At 63.0% G+C, this 18,916-nt stretch carries 19 protein-coding genes; 8 read left to right on the top strand and 11 right to left on the bottom strand.

Features of this window, described 5'->3' with window-relative positions:
- The first annotated feature begins 92 nt into the window (after positions 1-92).
- A complete protein-coding gene (locus P3C39_RS00965) occupies positions 93-1,295 on the top strand; it encodes a pyridoxal phosphate-dependent aminotransferase (RefSeq protein WP_275952457.1) in 1,203 nt (400 codons plus the stop codon).
- A gap of 59 nt (positions 1,296-1,354) precedes the next feature.
- Here P3C39_RS00965 and P3C39_RS00960 read toward each other — a convergent pair whose 3' ends face one another.
- Both P3C39_RS00960 and P3C39_RS00955 read right to left on the bottom strand, forming a co-directional pair.
- Positions 1,355-2,872 (bottom strand): MFS transporter, encoded by a 1,518-nt coding sequence (locus P3C39_RS00960; protein WP_275952456.1) that lies wholly within the window; start codon positions 2,870-2,872, stop codon positions 1,355-1,357.
- A 178-nt stretch (positions 2,873-3,050) separates the two neighbouring features.
- The gene (locus P3C39_RS00955; protein WP_064994525.1) at positions 3,051-3,446 is read right to left on the bottom strand and encodes a cupin domain-containing protein; all 396 of its coding nucleotides are present in this window, start codon (positions 3,444-3,446) and stop codon (positions 3,051-3,053) included.
- 310 nt (positions 3,447-3,756) lie between these two features.
- Here P3C39_RS00955 and P3C39_RS00950 point away from each other — a divergent pair, with 310 nt between their 5' ends.
- A complete protein-coding gene (locus P3C39_RS00950) occupies positions 3,757-5,808 on the top strand; it encodes an elongation factor G (protein ID WP_013530081.1) in 2,052 nt (683 codons plus the stop codon).
- A gap of 720 nt (positions 5,809-6,528) precedes the next feature.
- Positions 6,529-7,026, top strand: coding sequence for an isoprenylcysteine carboxylmethyltransferase family protein (locus P3C39_RS00945; protein WP_275952455.1), 498 nt, complete (start codon positions 6,529-6,531; stop codon positions 7,024-7,026).
- Between the two features lie 66 nt (positions 7,027-7,092).
- Here P3C39_RS00945 and P3C39_RS00940 read toward each other — a convergent pair whose 3' ends face one another.
- Together P3C39_RS00940 and trxB are read right to left on the bottom strand one after the other, a co-directional pair.
- The gene (locus tag P3C39_RS00940) at positions 7,093-7,989 is read right to left on the bottom strand and encodes a LysR family transcriptional regulator (RefSeq protein WP_013530079.1); all 897 of its coding nucleotides are present in this window, start codon (positions 7,987-7,989) and stop codon (positions 7,093-7,095) included.
- 79 nt (positions 7,990-8,068) lie between these two features.
- A complete protein-coding gene (gene trxB, locus P3C39_RS00935) occupies positions 8,069-9,043 on the bottom strand; it encodes a thioredoxin-disulfide reductase (RefSeq protein WP_013530078.1) in 975 nt (324 codons plus the stop codon).
- Between the two features lie 250 nt (positions 9,044-9,293).
- Here trxB and P3C39_RS00930 point away from each other — a divergent pair, with 250 nt between their 5' ends.
- On the top strand, positions 9,294-9,773 hold the full coding sequence (locus P3C39_RS00930) for an Lrp/AsnC family transcriptional regulator (RefSeq protein ID WP_064994522.1): 480 nt from the start codon (positions 9,294-9,296) through the stop codon (positions 9,771-9,773).
- Positions 9,774-10,026: 253 nt separating this feature from the next.
- Positions 10,027-10,821 (top strand): glycosyltransferase family 2 protein, encoded by a 795-nt coding sequence (locus P3C39_RS00925; protein WP_063168809.1) that lies wholly within the window; start codon positions 10,027-10,029, stop codon positions 10,819-10,821.
- Between the two features lie 4 nt (positions 10,822-10,825).
- Here the strand turns inward: P3C39_RS00925 and P3C39_RS00920 are convergent, their stop codons facing one another.
- The 6 genes from P3C39_RS00920 to P3C39_RS00895 form a co-directional block, all read right to left on the bottom strand.
- Complete coding sequence (locus tag P3C39_RS00920; RefSeq protein WP_063172904.1) at positions 10,826-11,485, bottom strand: HAD-IIIA family hydrolase; 660 nt, start codon at positions 11,483-11,485, stop codon at positions 10,826-10,828.
- Positions 11,478-12,050, bottom strand: a complete 573-nt coding sequence (locus tag P3C39_RS00915; RefSeq protein WP_024504153.1) for an SIS domain-containing protein — start codon at positions 12,048-12,050, stop codon at positions 11,478-11,480. Before P3C39_RS00915 ends, P3C39_RS00920 begins: the two co-directional genes overlap by 8 nt.
- A 7-nt stretch (positions 12,051-12,057) precedes the next feature.
- The gene (gene rfaE1 / locus P3C39_RS00910; protein WP_275952454.1) at positions 12,058-13,551 is read right to left on the bottom strand and encodes a D-glycero-beta-D-manno-heptose-7-phosphate kinase; all 1,494 of its coding nucleotides are present in this window, start codon (positions 13,549-13,551) and stop codon (positions 12,058-12,060) included.
- A gap of 140 nt (positions 13,552-13,691) precedes the next feature.
- Positions 13,692-14,324: a LysE family translocator gene (locus P3C39_RS00905; RefSeq protein WP_275952453.1), complete on the bottom strand. Its 633-nt coding sequence runs from the start codon at positions 14,322-14,324 to the stop codon at positions 13,692-13,694.
- Between the two features lie 36 nt (positions 14,325-14,360).
- The gene (locus P3C39_RS00900) at positions 14,361-14,774 is read right to left on the bottom strand and encodes a hypothetical protein (RefSeq protein WP_245460886.1); all 414 of its coding nucleotides are present in this window, start codon (positions 14,772-14,774) and stop codon (positions 14,361-14,363) included.
- Positions 14,767-15,003, bottom strand: coding sequence for a type II toxin-antitoxin system Phd/YefM family antitoxin (locus tag P3C39_RS00895; RefSeq protein ID WP_024504156.1), 237 nt, complete (start codon positions 15,001-15,003; stop codon positions 14,767-14,769). Before P3C39_RS00895 ends, P3C39_RS00900 begins: the two co-directional genes overlap by 8 nt.
- 149 nt (positions 15,004-15,152) lie before the next feature.
- Here P3C39_RS00895 and rfaD point away from each other — a divergent pair, with 149 nt between their 5' ends.
- Genes rfaD through waaC form a run of 3 tightly spaced genes read left to right on the top strand, consistent with a single transcriptional unit; the run spans position 15,153 to position 18,060 of the window.
- Entirely contained in the window at positions 15,153-16,109 is a 957-nt protein-coding gene (rfaD, locus tag P3C39_RS00890) for an ADP-glyceromanno-heptose 6-epimerase (RefSeq protein WP_127368152.1), read from the top strand.
- Positions 16,082-17,089: a lipopolysaccharide heptosyltransferase II gene (gene waaF / locus P3C39_RS00885; RefSeq protein ID WP_275952452.1), complete on the top strand. Its 1,008-nt coding sequence runs from the start codon at positions 16,082-16,084 to the stop codon at positions 17,087-17,089. Before rfaD ends, waaF begins: the two co-directional genes overlap by 28 nt.
- Positions 17,086-18,060 carry a lipopolysaccharide heptosyltransferase I gene (gene waaC, locus P3C39_RS00880; protein ID WP_024504158.1) on the top strand — a complete coding sequence of 325 codons (975 nt, stop codon included), beginning with the start codon at positions 17,086-17,088 and terminating at the stop codon, positions 18,058-18,060. Before waaF ends, waaC begins: the two co-directional genes overlap by 4 nt.
- A 239-nt stretch (positions 18,061-18,299) precedes the next feature.
- On the opposite strand, the gene greA is transcribed toward waaC, so the two are convergent.
- Complete coding sequence (gene greA / locus P3C39_RS00875) at positions 18,300-18,773, bottom strand: transcription elongation factor GreA (RefSeq protein ID WP_013530066.1); 474 nt, start codon at positions 18,771-18,773, stop codon at positions 18,300-18,302.
- Positions 18,774-18,916 lie beyond the last annotated feature (143 nt).

The raw sequence follows: 18,916 nt of genomic DNA, 5'->3' as shown, positions 1-18,916 counted from the left end.
CCGACAATGCTTGCGTTGCGCGAAATCATGCGACATGAGAAGCGCCGCGGTCGCTCCTGGCCGCGCCGATCTTCCATGGAGACGTCAAGCTCATGGCCTTTCTTGCCGACACCCTTTCGCGCGTGAAGCCTTCCGCCACCATCGCGGTCACGCAGAAAGCGCGCGAGCTGAAAAATGCCGGCCGTGACATTATTGGCCTCGGCGCCGGCGAACCGGATTTCGACACGCCCGACAACATCAAGAATGCGGCAATCGAGGCGATCCGCCGCGGCGAAACCAAGTATCCGCCGGTTTCGGGCATCGTGCCGCTGCGCGAGGCGATCGCAAAAAAGTTTAAGCGCGAGAACAATCTCGACTACAAGCCCGAGCAGACCATCGTCGGTACGGGCGGCAAGCAGATCCTGTTCAACGCCTTCATGGCGACGCTGAACCCCGGCGACGAGGTCATCATTCCTCGCCCCTACTGGGTCAGCTACCCCGAGATGGTGGCGATCTGCGGCGGCACCTCCGTGTTTGCCGACACCTCGATCGACAACGGCTTCAAACTGACCGCTTCCGTGCTGGAAAAGGCGATCACGCCGAAGACCAAATGGCTGCTGATGAACTCGCCGTCGAACCCGTCGGGTGCCGCCTATACCGAGGCCGAACTGCGCGCGCTGGCCGACGTGCTGTTGAAGCATCCGCATGTCTGGACGCTGACCGACGACATGTACGAGCACCTGACCTATGGCGATTTCGTCTTCAGGACCATCGCCGAGGTCGAGCCTAAGCTCTACGAGCGCACGCTGACCATGAACGGCGTGTCGAAAGCCTATGCAATGAGCGGCTGGCGCATCGGTTATGCGGCGGGCCCGGTCCAACTGATCAAGGCGATGGACATGATCCAGGGTCAGCAGACATCGGGCGCCTGCACCATCGCGCAATGGGCATCCGTCGAGGCGCTGAATGGCCCGCAGGATTTCATCGCCAAAAACAAGGCGATCTTTCAAGGCCGTCGCGACCTCGTCGTCTCGATGCTCAACCAGGCGCGCGGCATCACCTGTCCGTCGCCGGAAGGGGCCTTCTATGTCTATCCCTCCTGCGCCCAGTTGATCGGCAAGAAGACCAAGGCCGGCAAGCCGATCGACACCGACGAAACCTTCTGCTCGGAATTGCTCGAAGCCGAGGGCGTCGCGGTGGTGTTCGGCTCGGCCTTCGGCCTCGGCCCCAACTTCCGCATCTCCTACGCCACCTCGGAGACGCTTCTGGAGGAAGCCTGCACGCGCATCCAGCGCTTTACGGCTTCGCTGACCTGAGCGGCGCGCTTTGAACGCAGAACCCGGCTTCACTGCCGGTTTTCAATGGGCCGTCAGCCTCACGCCTCGTGCTTGGTCTCTTTGGCCGAGCGCGCCTCGGCCGGCGCCAGCACGGCAACCAGCAGTGCGGCGGTGAGGAACGCGCCGATCGCTGCCGTCAGCATGGCGGCATGGAAGCCGCCGGCATAGGCGGCAGCATAGAGTTCATGCACGCCGCTTTCGCCCATCGCCGCATCGGTTGCGAAATCATGCCGCGAAATTGCAGCACGGGCGACCGCTTCCGCGTTGGCGACACCGGCATCGCCGAGATACCCGGTCAAAAGGTTGGTTGCCCGCATGCTCATCAAGGCGCCGAGCAAGGCGATGCCGATGGCAAGACCGCTCTGGCGGGTGGCATTGATGACCGCCGACACCATGCCCGAGCGTTCGCGCGGCGCATAGGACATGGCGGCAGCGCTGCCGGTCGGGATTGCAAGCGCATTGCCGAGGCCGCCGATGGCGAACAGAAGGCACAGCGTCGCGTAGGACGTCGAAGGACCGGCCCAGCACATGCCGAGCATGGACAGGCCGATAGCAACATAGCCGATGGTCATCAGCGCGGAGTGACCATAGCGCGCGCTCAGCCTGCCGATCCACGGCGACACCACGATCTGGACGATGAAGGCCGGCGCCATGCGCAGGCCGGTCTGCGTCGGCGACCAGCCCTGCACCTGCTGCAGGAACATCGAGAAGAAGAAGACGCTGGAATAGGAGGTGAAGCCGAGCGCGAACGAAGCGACATTGGCGACGGCAAAGCGGACGTCACGGAACAGGCCAAGCGGCAGCATCGGCCGTGCCGTGCGCGCCTCGAAGCCGAGGAAAGCAGCCAGGCCGACGACCCCTGCGATGAGCGCCGTGACCGTCCTTGGCTCGCCCCAACCATTCTCGCCGGCCGAGATCAGGCCAAAGGTCAGCGCCCCCAGCCACAGGATGCTGAGAGCCAGGCCGACGAGATCGAGATGGGCATGTTCGGGATGCGCCGTCTCGTTGATCGAAGCAGCACCGAGCGCGATCGTGATCAGACCAAGCGGCAGGTTGATCAGGAAGATGCTTTGCCAGCCGACGGTCTCGACCAGGATGCCACCGAGGACGGGACCAACGAGCAGAGAGATGGCGGCGAACGACGCCCAGCCGCCAATGACGCCGGCGCGCTGGCGCGCATCGGGAAAGGCTTGCGTCAGGATCGACAGCGCGCCTGGAATGAGCAGCGAGCCGGCGATGCCCTGTACGACCCGGCCAGCCAGCAGCACCGACAAATTGGGCGCGACGGCGCAGATCAGCGAGCCGGCCACGAAGATGCCGACGCCGGCCAGCCATGAGCGCTTGCGGCCATAGCGGTCGCCGATCAGGCCGGACGACAGCATGAAGGCCGACAGGCACAGCGTGTAGGCGTCGACCACCCATTGCAGGCCGCCGAAATCGGTTTGCAACGCCTGCTGGATGGTCGGCAGCGCGACATTGACGATGCTGACGTCGAGCAGAGCCACGAACGAACCAAGATAGACAGCGGCGACCAGGGGCAAACGGTGCTTTGACATGGCTAGTCCGGACGTGAGTTTCGCAAATTACTGACCGACGGTCAGTTGAACGGGCGACATGGCGCTGTCGATCCGGCGATTGAGTATGGCCTGCGCCATGGTACGAGACTCGCCGCGAGTCGCCCTCTTCTAATAATATCGCGGCTGAATAGAAGCCGGGTTCCTGCGGACTGAGCATTCAGCCGTCATATTGTTCCGATGTCACCGCTTCCAGCCAGTCGGCATGGACGCCGTCGAGCGCCTCCTGCATGGCGATATGCGTCATCGCCGATTTCGGCGCCGCGCCATGCCAGTGTTTTTCGCCAGGCGCGAACGAGATGACGTCGCCCGCCCTGATCTGCTGGACCGGGCCGCCCCACGTCTGGGCAAGCCCGGCGCCCACCGTCACGTAGAGCGTCTGGCCAAGCGGATGCGTATGCCAGTGGGTGCGCGCGCCCGGCTCGAAGCTGACCAGCGTGGCTCGCAGCCGCGCCGGCGCCTCTTTCTCGATGATCGGCGTCTGCAGCACCCGGCCGGTGAAGTATTTTTCCGGCGCGATGACGGTCGGCACGCTGCCGCAGGCAATGATCTTCATGGGTCGATGGTCCTTCAAAACAGCGGGCGACGGGTCGCCTGCTTCAGTTTCCGCCGATATCGGCCGACGTGCAACAGCTTCCGGCTGCCAGCCCCCTATATGGCCAGCACGGGTCCACGGCCGAGCAAAGGATTTCTATTTTCCTTGCCCTGCCGGCAAACAAGTGGGACGATGGCTTTGGGCAGGTGGACTTGAAAAGAACCCCGCCCGCGACGGTCGAACAGGCCGGCCGCCGCTCAGGACCGATTGACCACGCCTGAACCATGCATGCCAGTCGGTCCTACGGGAAACGCCTGAGTGGAGGTCAGTCATGGGTACTCGCGCCGGAGGACGACGCACGGGACCGAAATGCATTGCCATAGTCGGTCCCTTCGCAAGCGGTAAGACGACACTTCTCGAAGCCATATTGGCCCGTACGGGCTCAATTCCCCGACAAAATCCCGTTTCATCAGGCAACACCGTTTCGGATCATTCGCCCGAGGCGCGCGCCCACGCCATGAGCGTCGAGGCGACGATCGCCACCACCGAATTCATGGGCGAGCAGATCACCTTCGTCGACTGTCCCGGCTCCATCGAATTCTCTTTCGAAGCCGAACCGGTGCTGGCCGCCTGCGACCTCGCAGTGGTCGTGGCCGAGGCCGATGAAAAGAAGATCCCTGCCCTGCAACTGATCATGCGCAAGCTCGACGATCTTGGCGTGCCGCGTATCCTGTTTCTCAACAAGGTCGACAAGGCAATCACCGGCGTGCGCGACACGCTGAAGATGCTGCAGCCGGCCAGTGCCGTGCCATTGCTGCTGCGCCAGATTCCGCTGCGCAAGGACGGCGTCGTCATTGGTTCGATCGACCTGGCGCTGGAGCGCGCCTACATCTATCGCGAATATGCCGAAAGCGAGGTGGCGCAGATTCCCGGCGACGAGAAGGCGCGCGAGCTCGAAGCGCGTTTCTCGATGCTGGAGACGCTGGCCGACCATGATGACCAGTTGATGGAACAGCTGCTCGAGGAGATCGAACCGCCAAAGGACGCGATCTTCGACGATCTCGCCGCCGACCTGCGCGACGGCGCGGTGACCCCGGTGCTGATCGGCACCGCCGAGAAAGGCAACGGCGTGCTGCGTCTCCTGAAGGCGATCCGCCACGACGCGCCTGACATCGAGGCGACCCGCAAGCGGCTCGGTGCACCCGACGGCGCGGCTACCCTGGTCCAGGTGATGAAGACTATCCACACCTCGCATGGCGGCAAGCTGTCGGTGTCGCGCATCCTCTCCGGCCAGGTCGTCGACGGTTCCGAACTCTGGCTGCCCGGCGGCGACACGGCCAAGGTTTCCGGCATCTACCGGATGCTCGGCAAGGACCAGTCCAAGCTCTCCATCGCAAAGGCCGGCGATACGGTCGCGCTGGGCAAGCTGGACGAGGTCAAGACCGGCCAGACGCTGAGTTCGGCCAAGGGCGGCATCAAGCCGCTCGTCCAGTTCGAGCCGCCGCAGCCGGTCTTCGCCTTCGCGCTCCGTCCCAAGGAGCGCAAGGACGAAGTGAAGATGTCGGCTGCCATCCAGCGGCTGGCCGAGGAGGACCCCTCGCTCAGCCTGCGCCACAACCAGGACTCGGCTGAAACCGTGCTGTCGGGCCATGGCGAGATGCATCTGCGCGTGGTGCGCGAGCGGCTGGAAGGCAAGAACCAGATACCGGTCGAAGGCCATCCGCCGGCGGTGCCCTATCGCGAGACGATCCGCAAATCGGCGCAACAGCGCGGCCGTCACAAGAAACAGTCCGGCGGACATGGCCAGTTCGGTGACGTGGTGATCGAGATCAAGCCGCTGCCGCGCGGCTCCGGCTTCCAGTTCACCGACACCATCACCGGCGGCGTCGTGCCCAAGACCTACATCCAGTCGGTCGAGACCGGGGTGCGCGACTATCTGAAATCCGGGCCGCTGGGCTTTCCGGTCGTGGATGTCGCAGTCAACCTGTCGGACGGCTCCTACCATGCGGTCGATTCCTCCGACATGGCCTTCCAAATGGCGGCCAGGCTGGCAATGAAGGAAGGCATGGCCGCGTGCTTGCCGGTGCTCCTGGAGCCTGTGATGAAGGTCGAGATCGTCACACCCTCCGACGCCACCTCGAAGATCATCGCTCTCATCCCGCAACGGCGCGGCCAGATACTCGGCTACGACGCGCGGCCTGGCTGGCCAGGATGGGATGTCGTCGAGGCAACCATGCCGCAAGCCGAGATCGGCGACCTGATCATCGAGTTGCGCTCGGCGACCGCGGGCGTCGCCAGCTACCGTGCCGTCTTCGACCACATGGCCGAACTCACCGGCCGTCTGGCCGACGAGGCGATGAACACCAACGGCAAGGCTGCCTGATGGCGTAGCGTTCCTCTCGAACCTGATTCGAGGGGGACAAAAGAAAACGACGTCCGGCGGGGACCGGACGTCGTTTTGTTCGCGGACCGTTTCCTTGGGAGGTAAAACGGCAGGTCCGCCGCATTTGGTGCCGCCGAGTTCGGCGGAAAAACGGTTCGGACGCGGTAGCCGCCTGAGCCCGGGCCGTACGAGTGATGCCCCCATCTCCCGTCCGAACCACACCGCGTCCTATGATCCACATAGCAGGTCGCGGGCGCCCGGGCTATGTTACCAGAGGTTACATGTCACCGTTACGTGGCAATTGTGATGGAATTTTTTGCCGGCCCAGCAGAGCACAGGCAACAAAAAAGCCGGATCAATGAAGATCCGGCTGAGTTTGATTGGAGTGCCTGTTAAGGCTAACCTCCAGAGGGGAACACTCGAGGGCGCTAATGGGAGGAGAACGCGCCCAGGAGATGATCTATATATGTGCTCATCATGCCCAAGAAACAAGCATCTATTTTGCAACACACGCATGCAAAAAGACGCAGGCTGTGGTCTAACCCATTCCAGAAGCCAATAGGACCAGCAGAATCGTCGAAATGGGCCGCCGAATCGGGCAATTGCAACTACAGAATCGCCGATCTCGGCTGGCTTTCGGCTCAAAATGCCAAAACCGGGCAATGATGTGGAAGCAGGCAGCAGGCGTGCATTTCTAAGGCAATCGGGAGGAAGCAGCCAATGCGGACGTTTTCGGCGATCGCCGGCAGTGCGGCCTTCTTCATCGCGGCGCCCTTCGTGGTTGCCGGGCTGGTGCCCTGGCTGTTGACAGATCGCTGGGGCTTGCCGTGGTCTGGTCTGCCGGGCTTTGTTCCTGCCGGCGGGCTTCTGATCGCCGTCGCGATCGCAGCACTGCTGCATGCCTTCGGTCGATTCGCGCTTGAGGGCCTCGGCACGCCCGCTCCGGTCGCGCCAACCGAGAGGCTGGTGATCGGCGGCATCTACCGTCATGTCCGCAACCCGATGTATGTCGCCGTGCTGTCGATCATCCTCGGCCAGGCATTGCTGTTCTCGAGCTGGACGCTGGCCGCTTATGCGGTCATCGGCGCGATCGCCATGGGCTCTTTCGTGCGGTTCTACGAGGAGCCGACTTTGGCTCACCGGTACGGCGCCGAATACGACGCCTACCGCCGCAACGTGCCCGGCTGGCTGCCTCGACTGTCGCCCTGGCGGGGGTAGGTGAAACCGGCAGCGCCGTCTCAGGGCATGTTGAGGCTCAGGTCGGGCCAGGCAATCGACATGTCCTTAGAATGACCAGCTTCTCGCCTTGGCGATGATAAAGTCCCGGAACACGTGCAGCTTGGCCTGGTTCTTCATCGCGTCCGGATAAGCAAAATAGGTGTCGAAAGACGGCACCTCGGTCTCCGGCAGCAGCTGCACGAGGTCGGAGTCCTTGCTGATCACATAGTCGGGCAGCATGGCGATACCGGCACCGCCCTGCACCGCCCGCTTGATCGACAATATGTCGTTGATCTGCAGCGTCGGCACCCTTTGCCCGCCTTCGAAATCACCGACCGTTTCCAGCCAGTTCAGCTCCGACAGATGCGACGGCACCGGCACGCCGAAGGTGACGATGCGATGGGCCTTCAGCTCGGCGACGGAAGACGGCCTGCCATGCTTGGCGACATAGGATGGGGCCGCGTAGAGGTGGAAATGCACGGTGAACAGGCGGCGCTGGATCAGGTCCGGCTGCTGCGGCTGGCGCAGCCGAATGGCGCAATCGGCCTGGCGCATGGTGAGATCGAGCTCCTCGTTGGCGAGGATCAACTGCAGGCTGATTTCAGGATAGAGTTCGATGAATTCCTGCACCCGCTCGGTTAGCCAGCCGGCGCCCAGCCCCACCGTCGTCGTTACCCGCAGCACGCCCGACGGGCGATCCTTGGTCTCGGTCAGCCGGGACTTGATGGTCTCCAGCTTCATCAGCACGTCATGCGCCGTGCGAAACAGCATCTCACCCTGCTCGGTCAACACCAGCCCGCGGGCGTGGCGGTTGAACAGCGGCACGCCGACATCATGCTCGAGCGCGCTGACCTGCCGCGAGATCGCCGATTGTGACAGATGCAATGTCTCGGCCGCATGGGTAAACGACCCCGCCTCCGCCGCAGCGTGAAACACGCGTAGCTTGTCCCAGTCCAACGCCATGATTCCCCTCGTTCTGTTTTGGCGTCTGAATGAAAAATCAGGCTTTTACACGGCGTTTCTAAGCCGCTCTCTGAACTCTCTACTCGGCCGCTTCGCGATGCACTTCGATGCCGGCCAGATACTTCTCCGCCTCGAGTGCGGCCATGCAGCCAAGCCCCGCTGCTGTCACCGCCTGGCGGTAGATATCGTCGGTCACATCGCCGGCCGCGAACACGCCCGGCACATCGGTGCGGGTCGAATCCGGCGCCGTCCACAGATAGCCGTTCGGCTTCTGCTTGAGCTTGCCGGCGAACAGTTCAACCGCCGGCGCATGGCCGATGGCCACGAACACGCCGTCGATCTTGAGGTGCGACACCTCGCCGGTCACCGCATGCTTGAGCTTCAGCCCCTCGACCGAGGGCGGCAGCGGCGTCTTGCCGGGCCGACCGGTGATCTCGTCGACGATCGTGTCCCAGATGACGCGGACATTGTCCTTTTTCAGAAGCCGCTCGCGCAGGATACGTTCGGCGCGAAAATCGCTGCGCCTGTGGATGACCGTCACGCTCTTGGCGAGATTGGACAGATAGAGCGCCTCTTCCACCGCCGAATTGCCGCCGCCGATCACCGCGACATCCTTACCCCGGTAGAAGAAGCCGTCACAGGTGGCGCAGGCCGAGACTCCAAAACCCATAAAGTCCTGCTCGGTCGGGATGCCCAGCCATTTCGCTTGCGCGCCGGTGGCGATGATCAGCGCGTCGGCGGTGTAGGTGGTGCCGGAATCGCCCTTGGCACGGAACGGTCGCACGTTGAGGTCGACCTCGGTGATGATGTCGTTGATGATGTCGGTGCCGACATGCTCGGCCTGTTTCAGCATCTGCTCCATCAGCCACGGACCCTGGATCGGGTCGGCGAAGCCGGGATAGTTCTCGACATCGGTGGTGATCATCAACTGCCCGCCCTGCTGCAGGCCGGCGACCAGCATCGGCTTCAGCATGGCGCGGGCGGCGTAGACCGCCGCCGTATAGCCGGCCGGGCCGGAACCGATGATGAGAACGGGCGCGTGCTTGGTGGTCATCTAAAGCCTCTGCGGAGGGCTGCCGGCAATTGCGGCATGGAAAACTCGATCATTGTCGCGCGTAATGTAAGTGTTGCCCACGACGCCAGCAAGGCAAGTTGGAGTTCGTCCCCGGAAAGCTTTGTCACACCCCTGTCGCCCGCGGATCCCGCGAAATATTCCGGGCGGAGGATGGAATGGACAGCGAAGTCGTTTAATTACAAAATCACGCAAGATTCTTGCGTGTTGCCCCTCATGATCGAGAGCCCTCATGCCGCTCAAGGCCGACCTCGACGCCATCGACTGGAAGATCCTGCGCGAATTGCAGGGCGACGGCCGCATGACCAATGTCGAACTGTCGAACCGCGTCGGCATTTCGGCACCGCCATGCCTGCGCCGCGTCAAGCGCCTGGAGGAAGCCGGCATCATCCGTGGCTACCGCGCTCTGCTCAACGCACCAGCGCTCGGCCTTGATGTCGTTGCCTTCTGCCTGGTCGGCCTGCATCATCAGGCCGATGCCGAGCTGCGCATCTTTGCCGAGCGCACCCGCGGCTGGCCGATCGTACGCGACGCCTGGATGGTGTCGGGCGAATCCGATTTCCTCCTGCATTGCGTGGCGAGCGACCTCGGCGCCTTCCAGACGTTCGTCATCGAGGAACTGACCTCGACCCCGAATGTCGACACGGTGCGAACCGCGCTCACCATCCGCCGGGTCAAGGACGAAGGGTTGGTCTCGTTCACACAGCCTTGAGCCGGTTGAACCGCAAACGGCTTTCGCCGATGCGGCCTGAGCGCCTCGCCATATCAGCGCCGCTTTGGCGTTCGATAGGCACTTCTGTGAAGCCGGATGTCCTGCCGTAGCCGCCTTGCTGGTTTCCTAGAGCAATTCCAGAAAAAGTGTGTAACGGTTTTCCTGGGAAAAGCGCATAGCGCTTTCGGGATTGCATAATACAGGTGGCGCAGGGCAGCCCAATTCCGAGAACAGTGTGCCGTGGGGTGGGACGATGACTCGATTTTCTAGCCCGGTTTCGGCGCTGGTCATCTGTATGAACGAGGCCGACATGATCGGCGAATGCCTGGAGAGCGTCGACTTCTGCGCCGAGATCATCGTCGTCGATTCAGGCTCGACGGACAGCACTCTGGACGTCGTCAATGCGTTCATCGCCAAGGGCTACCCGATAAGGCTGTTTCACAATGATTGGCCGGGCTTTCCTCGTCAGCGGCAATTCGCGCTCGATCAGGCCACCCAACCGTGGTGCCTTTCGATTGAAGCCGACGAGGCCATCGATGACGTTCTCAGGCAGTCGATCACGAATGTGACGCAGCTTGGGAACGATGCTTTCGACGGATGGTACATCAGGCGCCGCGACAAGCTGAAGGGTTATGGCTATGCGCACCGCTGGGTGCTTCACAACAGGCTGCTGCGTCTTTTCCGGCGCGACAAGGCGACCATGGACCTCAATCTGCGGGTCCATGAGTCGTTCGAGGTGCCGGGCGAAACCGGCACCATAGAAAATGGCGTGCTGCTGCATCGCCGCGAAATGACTATTGCCGAGGATCTGGCGAGAGCCAACACCTACTCCAGCCTCAAGGTCGCCACGCTGGTCGAACGAGCCAAGAAGCCTGGCCTGATAAGACTGGTGCTGTCGCCGCTTGGCAACTTCCTGAAGTTTTACCTGGCCAAGCGCTACTTCCTGTGCGGCCGGCACGGGTTCGTCTATTCGATGCTGGTGATGGTGTATTCGTTCGCCACCGAGGCCAAGCTCTATGAAGCCTGGCGGGACAACGATCGGGTATAAACCGTTAGGGCGCGCCCGAGGCGGCCCCAAGTGCAGCTATTGCGGCGAGCAGGCCGTCGAAGTCCGCGCGGTCGCACCAAGGCCGAATTGTGAAGCCCCGTCGGACAGCCGCTTGCCCGTCTACCAGCCAGCCCTGCGAGAGGCCGGCGCGTTGTCCCGCCTCCATGTCGGCCTCCTTGTCGCCGACGATCAGCGAACGCCGCAGATCGAGCCCGAGGCGCCTGGCCGCCTCCAGCAGCATGCCCGGATTGGGCTTGCGCATCGGATGATCTGCGGCCGCGAGCGGGCCGGAGCCCGCCTCGTGATAGGCGCAGGCAAGGACCATGTCGACGAACGCATTGTCGGCGCGTAGCAGTTCGAGCACGCGGCCATTGACGGCGGCGAAATCGCTCCAGCCGAAATAGTCGCGCGCGATGCCGGACTGGTTGGTGACGACGATGACGGGAATGCCGGCCCCGTTGGCGGCGGCTATCACCGCGGCTATATCCGCGCGCAGCACCATTTCGGCAGGATCATCCGGATAGCCCGTATCGATATTGATGGTGCCGTCGCGATCGAGGAACAGCGCCGGCGAGCCGGCGGCGAACACCTTTGAGCCGACCTGCTCGACCCACAGGCCCGGCTCAGCCAGCGGATAGCGGCCAGAGGTCGTGGGATCAGCCATTGCTGAGGCGCGCTTCGACCACCTCGCACAGATGATGATAAAGGCACAGATGCCCCTGCTGGATGATCGGCGTCGAGGTCGACGGAACGTTGAGCAGGATATCGGACAGAGGCTTCAGCTTGCCGCCGGTATCGCCGGTCATGCCGATCACCGTCATGTCCATCCTCCGTGCCTGTTCGGCGGCGGCGAGGATGCTCGGCGAATTGCCGCTGGTCGAGATTGCCAGAAGCACGCCGCCGGCCGCGCCATGCGCCTCGACCTGGCGCGAAAACACCGTGTCGAAGCCATAGTCGTTGCCCCAGGCGGTCAGCACCGCCGCATTGGCCGGCAGCGCGATGACATTGTAGGCCTTGCGCTCCTTGAGAAAGCGGCCGACCAGTTCGCCGGCAATGTGGATGGCGTCGCTGGCCGAGCCGCCATTGCCGGCGATGAGCAAGGCCTTCCCCGACGAAAGCGCCGTCACCACCGCGCTCGCTGCCCGCTCCATCTCACCGGTCAGGTCCCGTTCGACCATGGCTGATATGGCAGCCGCCGAGCGGACAAGGTAATCGTTCAAGTCGGACATGAAACCCTCAGTTTGTGGTGCCGCCGGCGCGCAATTTGCCAATGGTGTTGGTGGTGCTCTTTCCAGCGACGAGATCGACCAGCACGACGCGTCCGCCGGCCTTCTGCACCACATCGGCGCCGACCACGGTATCGACCGTGTAATCGGCGCCCTTGACCAGTATGTCGGGCAGCAGCGCTTCGATCAGCGCCAGCGGCGTATCTTCCTCAAACACCACGACCGCGTCGACCGAGGCGAGTGCTGCCAGCACGCAGGCGCGGTCGTGCTGGTTGTTGACCGGCCGGCCGGCGCCCTTCAGGCGCCGCACCGAGGCATCGCTGTTGAGGCCGAGCACCAGCCGGTCGCACTGGCTTCGCGCCGCGTGCAGCAAGCTGACATGGCCGGCATGCAGGATGTCGAAGCAACCATTGGTGAAGCCGACGCTCAGGCCCTCTTCCTTCCACGCCGCCACCATGCGGGCGGCCGATGTGGCGTCGAGGATGGCGTCCTTGTGGGCGGTCGGCCCATGTGAACGGAACAGCGCACCGGTGAGTTCCTCGACCGTCAGCCGCGCTGTGCCGCGTTTTCCCACAACGACGCCACCAGCGGCATTGGCGATCGAAGCGGCCATGACCGTATCGGCGCCTACGGCCAGCGCCAGCGCGAAGCTCGCGATCACCGTATCGCCGGCGCCCGAAACGTCGAACACTTCGCGCGCCTGGGTGGCGATGTGGCGCGCCTCGTCGGGGCCGACCACGCTCATGCCCTTTTCGCTGCGCGTCGCAACGACGAAATCGAAACCATGTGCCGAAATCAGCTGGCGCGCGGCAGCCACGATCTCGTCATCGGCGAACACCGCATGGCCGACGGCCTCGCCGAGTTCCTTGCGGTTGGGGGTGATGGCGGTCGCCCCGGCATAGCGCGCGTAATCGCGGCCCTTCGGGTCGACCAGCACCGGCTTTCCAGCCTCGCGGCAGATGGCGATCAAGTCGCCGGCGACGCCGTCGAGCAGGATGCCCTTGCCGTAATCGGACAGGATGACGATGTCGGCGTGCGCCAGCGCGGCGCGGAAATGCCGGATCAGGCCGGCTCGCTCCGCGGCGCCGAGCGGCTTGATCTCCTCTTCATCGAAACGCAGCACCTGCTGGTTGAGCGCGCTGAAGCGGCTTTTGGACGATGTCATGCGACCAGGCTCCTGCGCGAGGCCCGCCGTATCGGCGCCAAGTTCCCGCAGCATCCGCACCAGACTGTCGCCCGCCAGATCGGCGCCGATGACGGAAACGGGGACAGCGGCAGCGCCGAGCGAAACGATGTTGGCCACGACATTGCCGGCGCCGCCCATGGTCGAGGTCTCGCCGCGCCCATGCAGCACCGGGATCGGCGCTTCCGGCGAGATCCGCTCGATGACGCCGTTGACGAAACGATCGAGGATGAAGTCGCCGACCACCAGCACGGTGGCCTGGCCGAACCGCGCAATGGCGCGGTGCAATGGTTCTGGAGAAGGCGGATTGTGCTTGATCATGTCACTGGCAACGCGAGGGTAAGGCAAATCTCAATCGTGATGAAAATTGTCAATTTACGGGCCGGATCGTTCATGCCTGCCGATATACCGCAAATCCACGCAGCGCAACGTCAGGACATGACCCGCGAGTGTCCGATGCGTCAGCTCTTCTGCAGGGCAACATGGATGCCCAGCCCGACCAGCACCGCCCCTCCCGCCCGCTGCATCAGCCGCTGGGCGCGGCTCGAACGCCGCAGGCGGCCGATCACGGCGCCCGCCAGGAACACGCAGACGATATCGGCCGAGGAGAACATCAGATTGACTATCGTGCCGAGCACGACGAACTGCAGCCAGACCGGAAACGCCGCCGAGGCGTCGATGAATTGCGGCAGGAACGCCATGAAGAAGATCGCTGTCTTCGGATTGAGCACCTCGACGGTGATGCTCTCGAAAAAGGCGCGCCGCGCCGATTTGCGCTCGATGGCAGGCAGCGCCGCATCGCCGTCCGTGCGCTTGCGAAACAGCGAGATGCCAAGCCAGATCAGATAGAGCGCACCGACCAGCTTGACCGCCAGGTAGAGCGTCGGCACGGCATGAAACAGCACCGACAGCCCGGCGGCCGCGGCGAAAACATGCACGTAGCCGCCCAGATGAATGCCCAGCGCCGCCGTCAGGCCGGACCAGCGGCCGCGCGCCATCGTCTGCGCGGCGGCATAGAGCATGGCCGGGCCTGGAATGTAGGCGAAGATCGCTGTGGTGGCGAAAAACGCGATGAGCAGTTCGGTCGATGGCATTTTTGGTCCCTCACGATCGTGCTCTGCCCTGTCGATTCAGTCCGCGCGCGGGATTGCTTTGGACTGACCCGTGCGGACAACCGCAGTAAAAGCGAACATAATTTTCTTGTGAAATGACGGGCTGAACGCGCCAATTCGCGCACCCGGCTCGAAATAGGCCGACGCTTCCAGGATATCATGATTGTACTCATCGACCATGACCCAAAGGGGCATAGGATCGAGGCCCGCACGGTGGCGTTCAATTTCCGGGATGCTGACTGCAACGCGATCACGACCCGGCTGTGTGGAAGTGATTGCAAGTATGAAGAGGTTGGTACCCCCGGCTTTCCCAGGAAGGACAGCCACAAAGGCCACAGGCCGTGACTTCCGGCCTTCGGTCTCGCCGTCTCCGTGTTGGCGATGCCAAAAATATGGATATCGCCAGACGTCCGCAGCAGCGGGTTTAATCACGGTCCAATTCCGCGGCGTACTCCTCGAGCATCTCGACATGTTCGGTCGGGGCGTCCTTCGCAGCGTAGACGCGGCGGCTGTCGTTGCCGAAGCGCGCTTCGTAGGCCTCGATGCTCATCAGGACGTATCTCGGCTTGTTGTGGCGAGTGATGGAGACCGGCTGCTGGCTGGCAGCTGCAAGCACATCTCCAAGATTCTGTTTCAGATCGGTCGACGGATAGTTTTTCATGGGATACCCTATTTTGTCCATAATAGACAAAATGGACAAAACAGACAAGCGCATAAAATGGCAGGACAGGCGCATGCACCTGGCTTTGTCGACAGCCCGGCTAGCCTCCCCTATAAGGACCGGAATCGCAAAGCAACCAGAGGTCCTTCATGATCATCGTCACGGGCGGCGCCGGCATGATCGGCTCCAACATCGTCGCCGCGCTGAATGCCGAAGGGCATGACGACATCCTCGTCGTCGACGACCTTACCGACGGTCACAAGATCGTCAATCTTGCCGATCTCAAGATCGCCGACTATCTCGACAAGGACGATTTCCTGCCCCGCATGGAGGCCGGCTCGCTCGGCCGCATCGAGGCCGTGTTCCACCAGGGCGCCTGCTCGACCACCACCGAGTGGAACGGCAAATTCATGATGGAGGTGAATTACGCCTTCTCGAAACGGTTGCTGCATGCAAGCCAGACTTTGCGCGTGCCTTTCCTTTATGCCTCCTCGGCTTCCGTCTATGGCGGCGGCTCGGAGTTCCTCGAGGAACCCGCGTTGGAACGGCCGCTCAACGTATACGCCTATTCCAAGAAGCTGTTCGACGACTATGTCAGGCGAACCGTGTTCGCCGGGCAGGCCGACCATTCACAGGTCGTAGGCTTGCGCTACTTCAACGTCTATGGCCCGCGCGAAGCGCACAAGGGCGCCATGGCTTCCGTCGCCCTCCATCTGTTCAACCAGGTCGAGCGAGGCGAGAACCCGAAACTGTTCGGCGCCTATGACGGGTTCGGACCCGGCGAACAAAGCCGTGACTTCATCCATGTCGGCGATGTCGCCGACGTCAATCTGTGGCTGTGGAAACGGGGCTCAAGCGGCATCTTCAATTGCGGCACCGGCCGTGCCCAGCCCTTCCGCGCCATCGCCGAAACGGTGATCGACACGTTGGGTAAAGGGGAGATTGAATTCATCCCCTTTCCCGACCATCTCAAGGGCAGCTACCAGAGCTTTACGCAAGCTGATATGTCCCGTTTGCGCGCGGCCGGTTACAATGGCCAATTCCGGACAGTGGAAACCGGTGTCAGAGACTATGTCGAATGGCTGAAAGCCCAACGATCCTCGTGATCGGCCCACGCTGGGTGGGCGACATGGTGATGGCGCAGTGCCTGTTTTCGGCGCTGAAGGAGTTGCATCCCAACGCCGCCATCGATGTGCTGGCTCCGGCCTGGGCAGCACCCCTGGTCAAGCGCATGCCCGAAATCCGCCAGCAGATCGATTTTCCGCTCAAACCCGGCGCGCTCGAATTCACCCATCGCCGCCGCTTCGGCCGCCTGCTGCGCGGCCGCTACGACATGGCCTATATCCTGCCGGGCAGCTGGAAGTCGGCGCTGATTCCGTTCTTTGCCCGCATTCCGCGCCGTGTCGGCAATCTGCGCGAGATGCGCTATGGCCTGCTGACCGACATCGTGCCATTGCCCGACAGCATCAAACGACGCACCGCGCAGGCCTATTTCGGCCTTGCCCAAGGCGGCAGTTTCCGGGCGCCACGGCTTAGCGTGGACACGAAAAACCAGGTCGACCTGCTCGGCCGTTTCGGGCTGGCGCCGCAGAAATTCGTGGCCCTGATGCCCGGTGCGGAATTCGGCCCTGCCAAGCGCTGGCCCAGCGAAAGCTATGCCGGGCTTGCCAGCGGTTTCATGGGCAAAGGCTTGAAGGTTGCGCTGTTCGGCTCGAAGAACGACCGCGACGTGACGGCGGAGATCGCAGCCCTGGTCCCCGGCGTCGTCGACCTCGCCGGACAGACGCGGCTGGAGGACGCCATCGACCTGATATCCGCCGCCAGGCTGGCTGTGTCCAATGACAGCGGACTGATGCATGTCGCGGCCGCCGTCGGCACGCCGATCGTCGCCGTCTACGGCTCGACCTCGCCCGAAAACACGCCACCGCTGGCGGAGCGCCGCGAGCTGGTCTGGCTCGGCCTGTCGTGCTCGCCCTGCCACCAGAAGGTCTGTCCGCTCGGCCACCTCAACTGCCTGAAGACGCTGGCAGTCGGCCAGGTCGCGGCAGCGGCGGACCGGCTGCTGGAAATTCCGGCCGCGGCATGAAGGTGCTGATCGTCAAGACGTCGTCGATGGGCGATGTCATCCACACCTTTCCGGCGGTCGAGGATGCCCGTCGCCACCGCCCGGACCTGACCTTCGACTGGTGCGTCGAAGAGGCATTCGCCGGAATCGTCGCGCTTCACCCGGCGATCGACAAGATTCATACGGTGGCGATCCGGCGCTGGCGCAAGGCGCTGCTTGACGGCGCCACCTGGCGCGAGGCGGCCGCCCTGCGCCGCACCTTGCGCAATTGCCGCTACGATCTGGTCATCGACGCGCAAGGCCTGCTGAAATCGGCCCTGGTGGCAAGACAGGCGGGCTCACCCATTGCCGGCTTCGACCGTTCGAGCGCGCGCGAACCCTCAGCGACGCTGTTCTACGATGCCACGTATGCCGTCCCGCGCGACCTCCACGCCATCGAACGGACGCGGCGGTTGTTTGGCCTGGCGCTCGCCTATCAACCCGATCTTTCGACGCTGGACTCCGGCATCGTGCCGCCCGCCGGCACCCTGGCGGGCACTTCTGGAAAAACCGCCTTCCTGCTGCACGGAACCAGCCGCGAAGACAAGAAATGGCCGGCCGAAGACTGGATCGGAACCGCCCGCCTCCTGATTGAGCGGGGGATGACGCCGGTCACGACCTGGTCGAACGAGCGTGAGAAAACCGTAGCCGAGGCAATCGCAGGCGCCGTGCCGTCAACGATCGTGGTACCGAAATCGCCGCTGTCCGAAATCGCCGCGACTATCGGCGGCTCGACGCTGGTTATCGGCGCCGACACCGGGCTGACCCATCTTGCCAGTGCCTTTGGCCTGCCGACGGTCGCAATTTTCCTGGCAACAGAGCCGGGTCTGACCGGCCCGCGCGGACGCTACGCATCGACACTGCTGGCCTCGCATGGGGGGCGTGTTGTGCCGGTGGAGGTAGTGGCGGAAGCAGAAAAGCTATTGGCACTTAAACTACAAGCGCCGGCATAGGACCTTTCAGAATTCGCTCTGGCGAGTCGAATAGCGTGGTTCTTCGAGAACCGGAGCGGCGCGTACTTAAAGTACGTGAGCACCGGAAGCGCAGAAAACCGCCCGCGCATGACCCCGAAAATCGTGATTGATTTTCGGAAAGGGATCATGCGCTAACTGAAAATCCTACAGCGTCCTCTGCGCGTCCGAGAGGACGCGCGGCGCTGTAGTCGGCCGCCAGAGTAGAATTATCAAAGGTCCTAGATGAACTGCACCTGGACGATCTCATACCCCCTGGCGCCGCCAGGCGCGTTGACCTCGATGGCATCGCCGACTTCCTTGCCGATGAGCGCACGCGCGATCGGCGAGGAGATCGAGATGCGGCCGGACTTCACGTCCGCCTCCTGGTCGCCGACGATCCGGTAGGTCTTCTTTTCCTCGGTGTCCTCGTCGACCAGCACCACGGTGGCGCCGAACTTGATCTTGTCGCCGCTGAGCTTGCTGACGTCGATCACCTCGGCGCGCGCAATATAATCTTCAAGCTCGTTGACGCGGCCCTCGTTGAGGCTCTGGGCCTCTTTGGCGGCATGATATTCGGCATTTTCGGACAGGTCGCCATGCGAGCGCGCTTCGGAGATCGCCTCGATGATGCGCGGCCGCTCTTCCTGCTGGCGCCAGCGCAGTTCTTCCTTCAATGACGCGAACCCCTCGCCTGTCATCGGGACCTTGTTCATGATGCCTGCCTTTCCTGCTGCCACCCCCGCGTATCGGGGAAAGCCTTGTCGATGGGTACAAAAAGAAAACGGGTCCGGCAGCCTCGAGCTTACGGAACCGTTTCACCGCAATTTCCCTGAATATAGCAATGTCAGCGGGTTTT

The organism is Mesorhizobium sp. XAP4, assembly GCF_029269325.1.
In the GTDB taxonomy this organism is placed as follows: domain Bacteria; phylum Pseudomonadota; class Alphaproteobacteria; order Rhizobiales; family Rhizobiaceae; genus Mesorhizobium; species Mesorhizobium ciceri.
The sequence above is the reverse complement of the archived record's forward strand: the minus strand, read 5'-3'. Positions and strand labels throughout refer to the sequence as shown.

What these genes read in the sequence shown, in the direction of transcription:
- P3C39_RS00965 (WP_275952457.1), top strand. Translation starts at nt 93, where the DNA reads ATGGCCTTTCTTGCCGACACCCTTTCGCGCGTGAAGCCTTCCGCCACC.
- P3C39_RS00940 (WP_013530079.1), bottom strand. Translation starts at nt 7,989, where the DNA reads ATGGCGTTGGACTGGGACAAGCTACGCGTGTTTCACGCTGCGGCGGAG.
- P3C39_RS00920 (WP_063172904.1), bottom strand. Translation starts at nt 11,485, where the DNA reads ATGGCTGATCCCACGACCTCTGGCCGCTATCCGCTGGCTGAGCCGGGC.
- P3C39_RS00945 (WP_275952455.1), top strand. Translation starts at nt 6,529, where the DNA reads ATGCGGACGTTTTCGGCGATCGCCGGCAGTGCGGCCTTCTTCATCGCG.
- P3C39_RS00925 (WP_063168809.1), top strand. Translation starts at nt 10,027, where the DNA reads ATGACTCGATTTTCTAGCCCGGTTTCGGCGCTGGTCATCTGTATGAAC.
- waaC (WP_024504158.1), top strand. Translation starts at nt 17,086, where the DNA reads ATGAAGGTGCTGATCGTCAAGACGTCGTCGATGGGCGATGTCATCCAC.
- greA (WP_013530066.1), bottom strand. Translation starts at nt 18,773, where the DNA reads ATGAACAAGGTCCCGATGACAGGCGAGGGGTTCGCGTCATTGAAGGAA.
- P3C39_RS00915 (WP_024504153.1), bottom strand. Translation starts at nt 12,050, where the DNA reads ATGTCCGACTTGAACGATTACCTTGTCCGCTCGGCGGCTGCCATATCA.
- waaF (WP_275952452.1), top strand. Translation starts at nt 16,082, where the DNA reads ATGGCTGAAAGCCCAACGATCCTCGTGATCGGCCCACGCTGGGTGGGC.
- P3C39_RS00960 (WP_275952456.1), bottom strand. Translation starts at nt 2,872, where the DNA reads ATGTCAAAGCACCGTTTGCCCCTGGTCGCCGCTGTCTATCTTGGTTCG.
- rfaE1 (WP_275952454.1), bottom strand. Translation starts at nt 13,551, where the DNA reads ATGATCAAGCACAATCCGCCTTCTCCAGAACCATTGCACCGCGCCATT.
- rfaD (WP_127368152.1), top strand. Translation starts at nt 15,153, where the DNA reads ATGATCATCGTCACGGGCGGCGCCGGCATGATCGGCTCCAACATCGTC.
- trxB (WP_013530078.1), bottom strand. Translation starts at nt 9,043, where the DNA reads ATGACCACCAAGCACGCGCCCGTTCTCATCATCGGTTCCGGCCCGGCC.
- P3C39_RS00930 (WP_064994522.1), top strand. Translation starts at nt 9,294, where the DNA reads ATGCCGCTCAAGGCCGACCTCGACGCCATCGACTGGAAGATCCTGCGC.
- P3C39_RS00905 (WP_275952453.1), bottom strand. Translation starts at nt 14,324, where the DNA reads ATGCCATCGACCGAACTGCTCATCGCGTTTTTCGCCACCACAGCGATC.
- P3C39_RS00895 (WP_024504156.1), bottom strand. Translation starts at nt 15,003, where the DNA reads ATGAAAAACTATCCGTCGACCGATCTGAAACAGAATCTTGGAGATGTG.
- P3C39_RS00955 (WP_064994525.1), bottom strand. Translation starts at nt 3,446, where the DNA reads ATGAAGATCATTGCCTGCGGCAGCGTGCCGACCGTCATCGCGCCGGAA.
- P3C39_RS00950 (WP_013530081.1), top strand. Translation starts at nt 3,757, where the DNA reads ATGGGTACTCGCGCCGGAGGACGACGCACGGGACCGAAATGCATTGCC.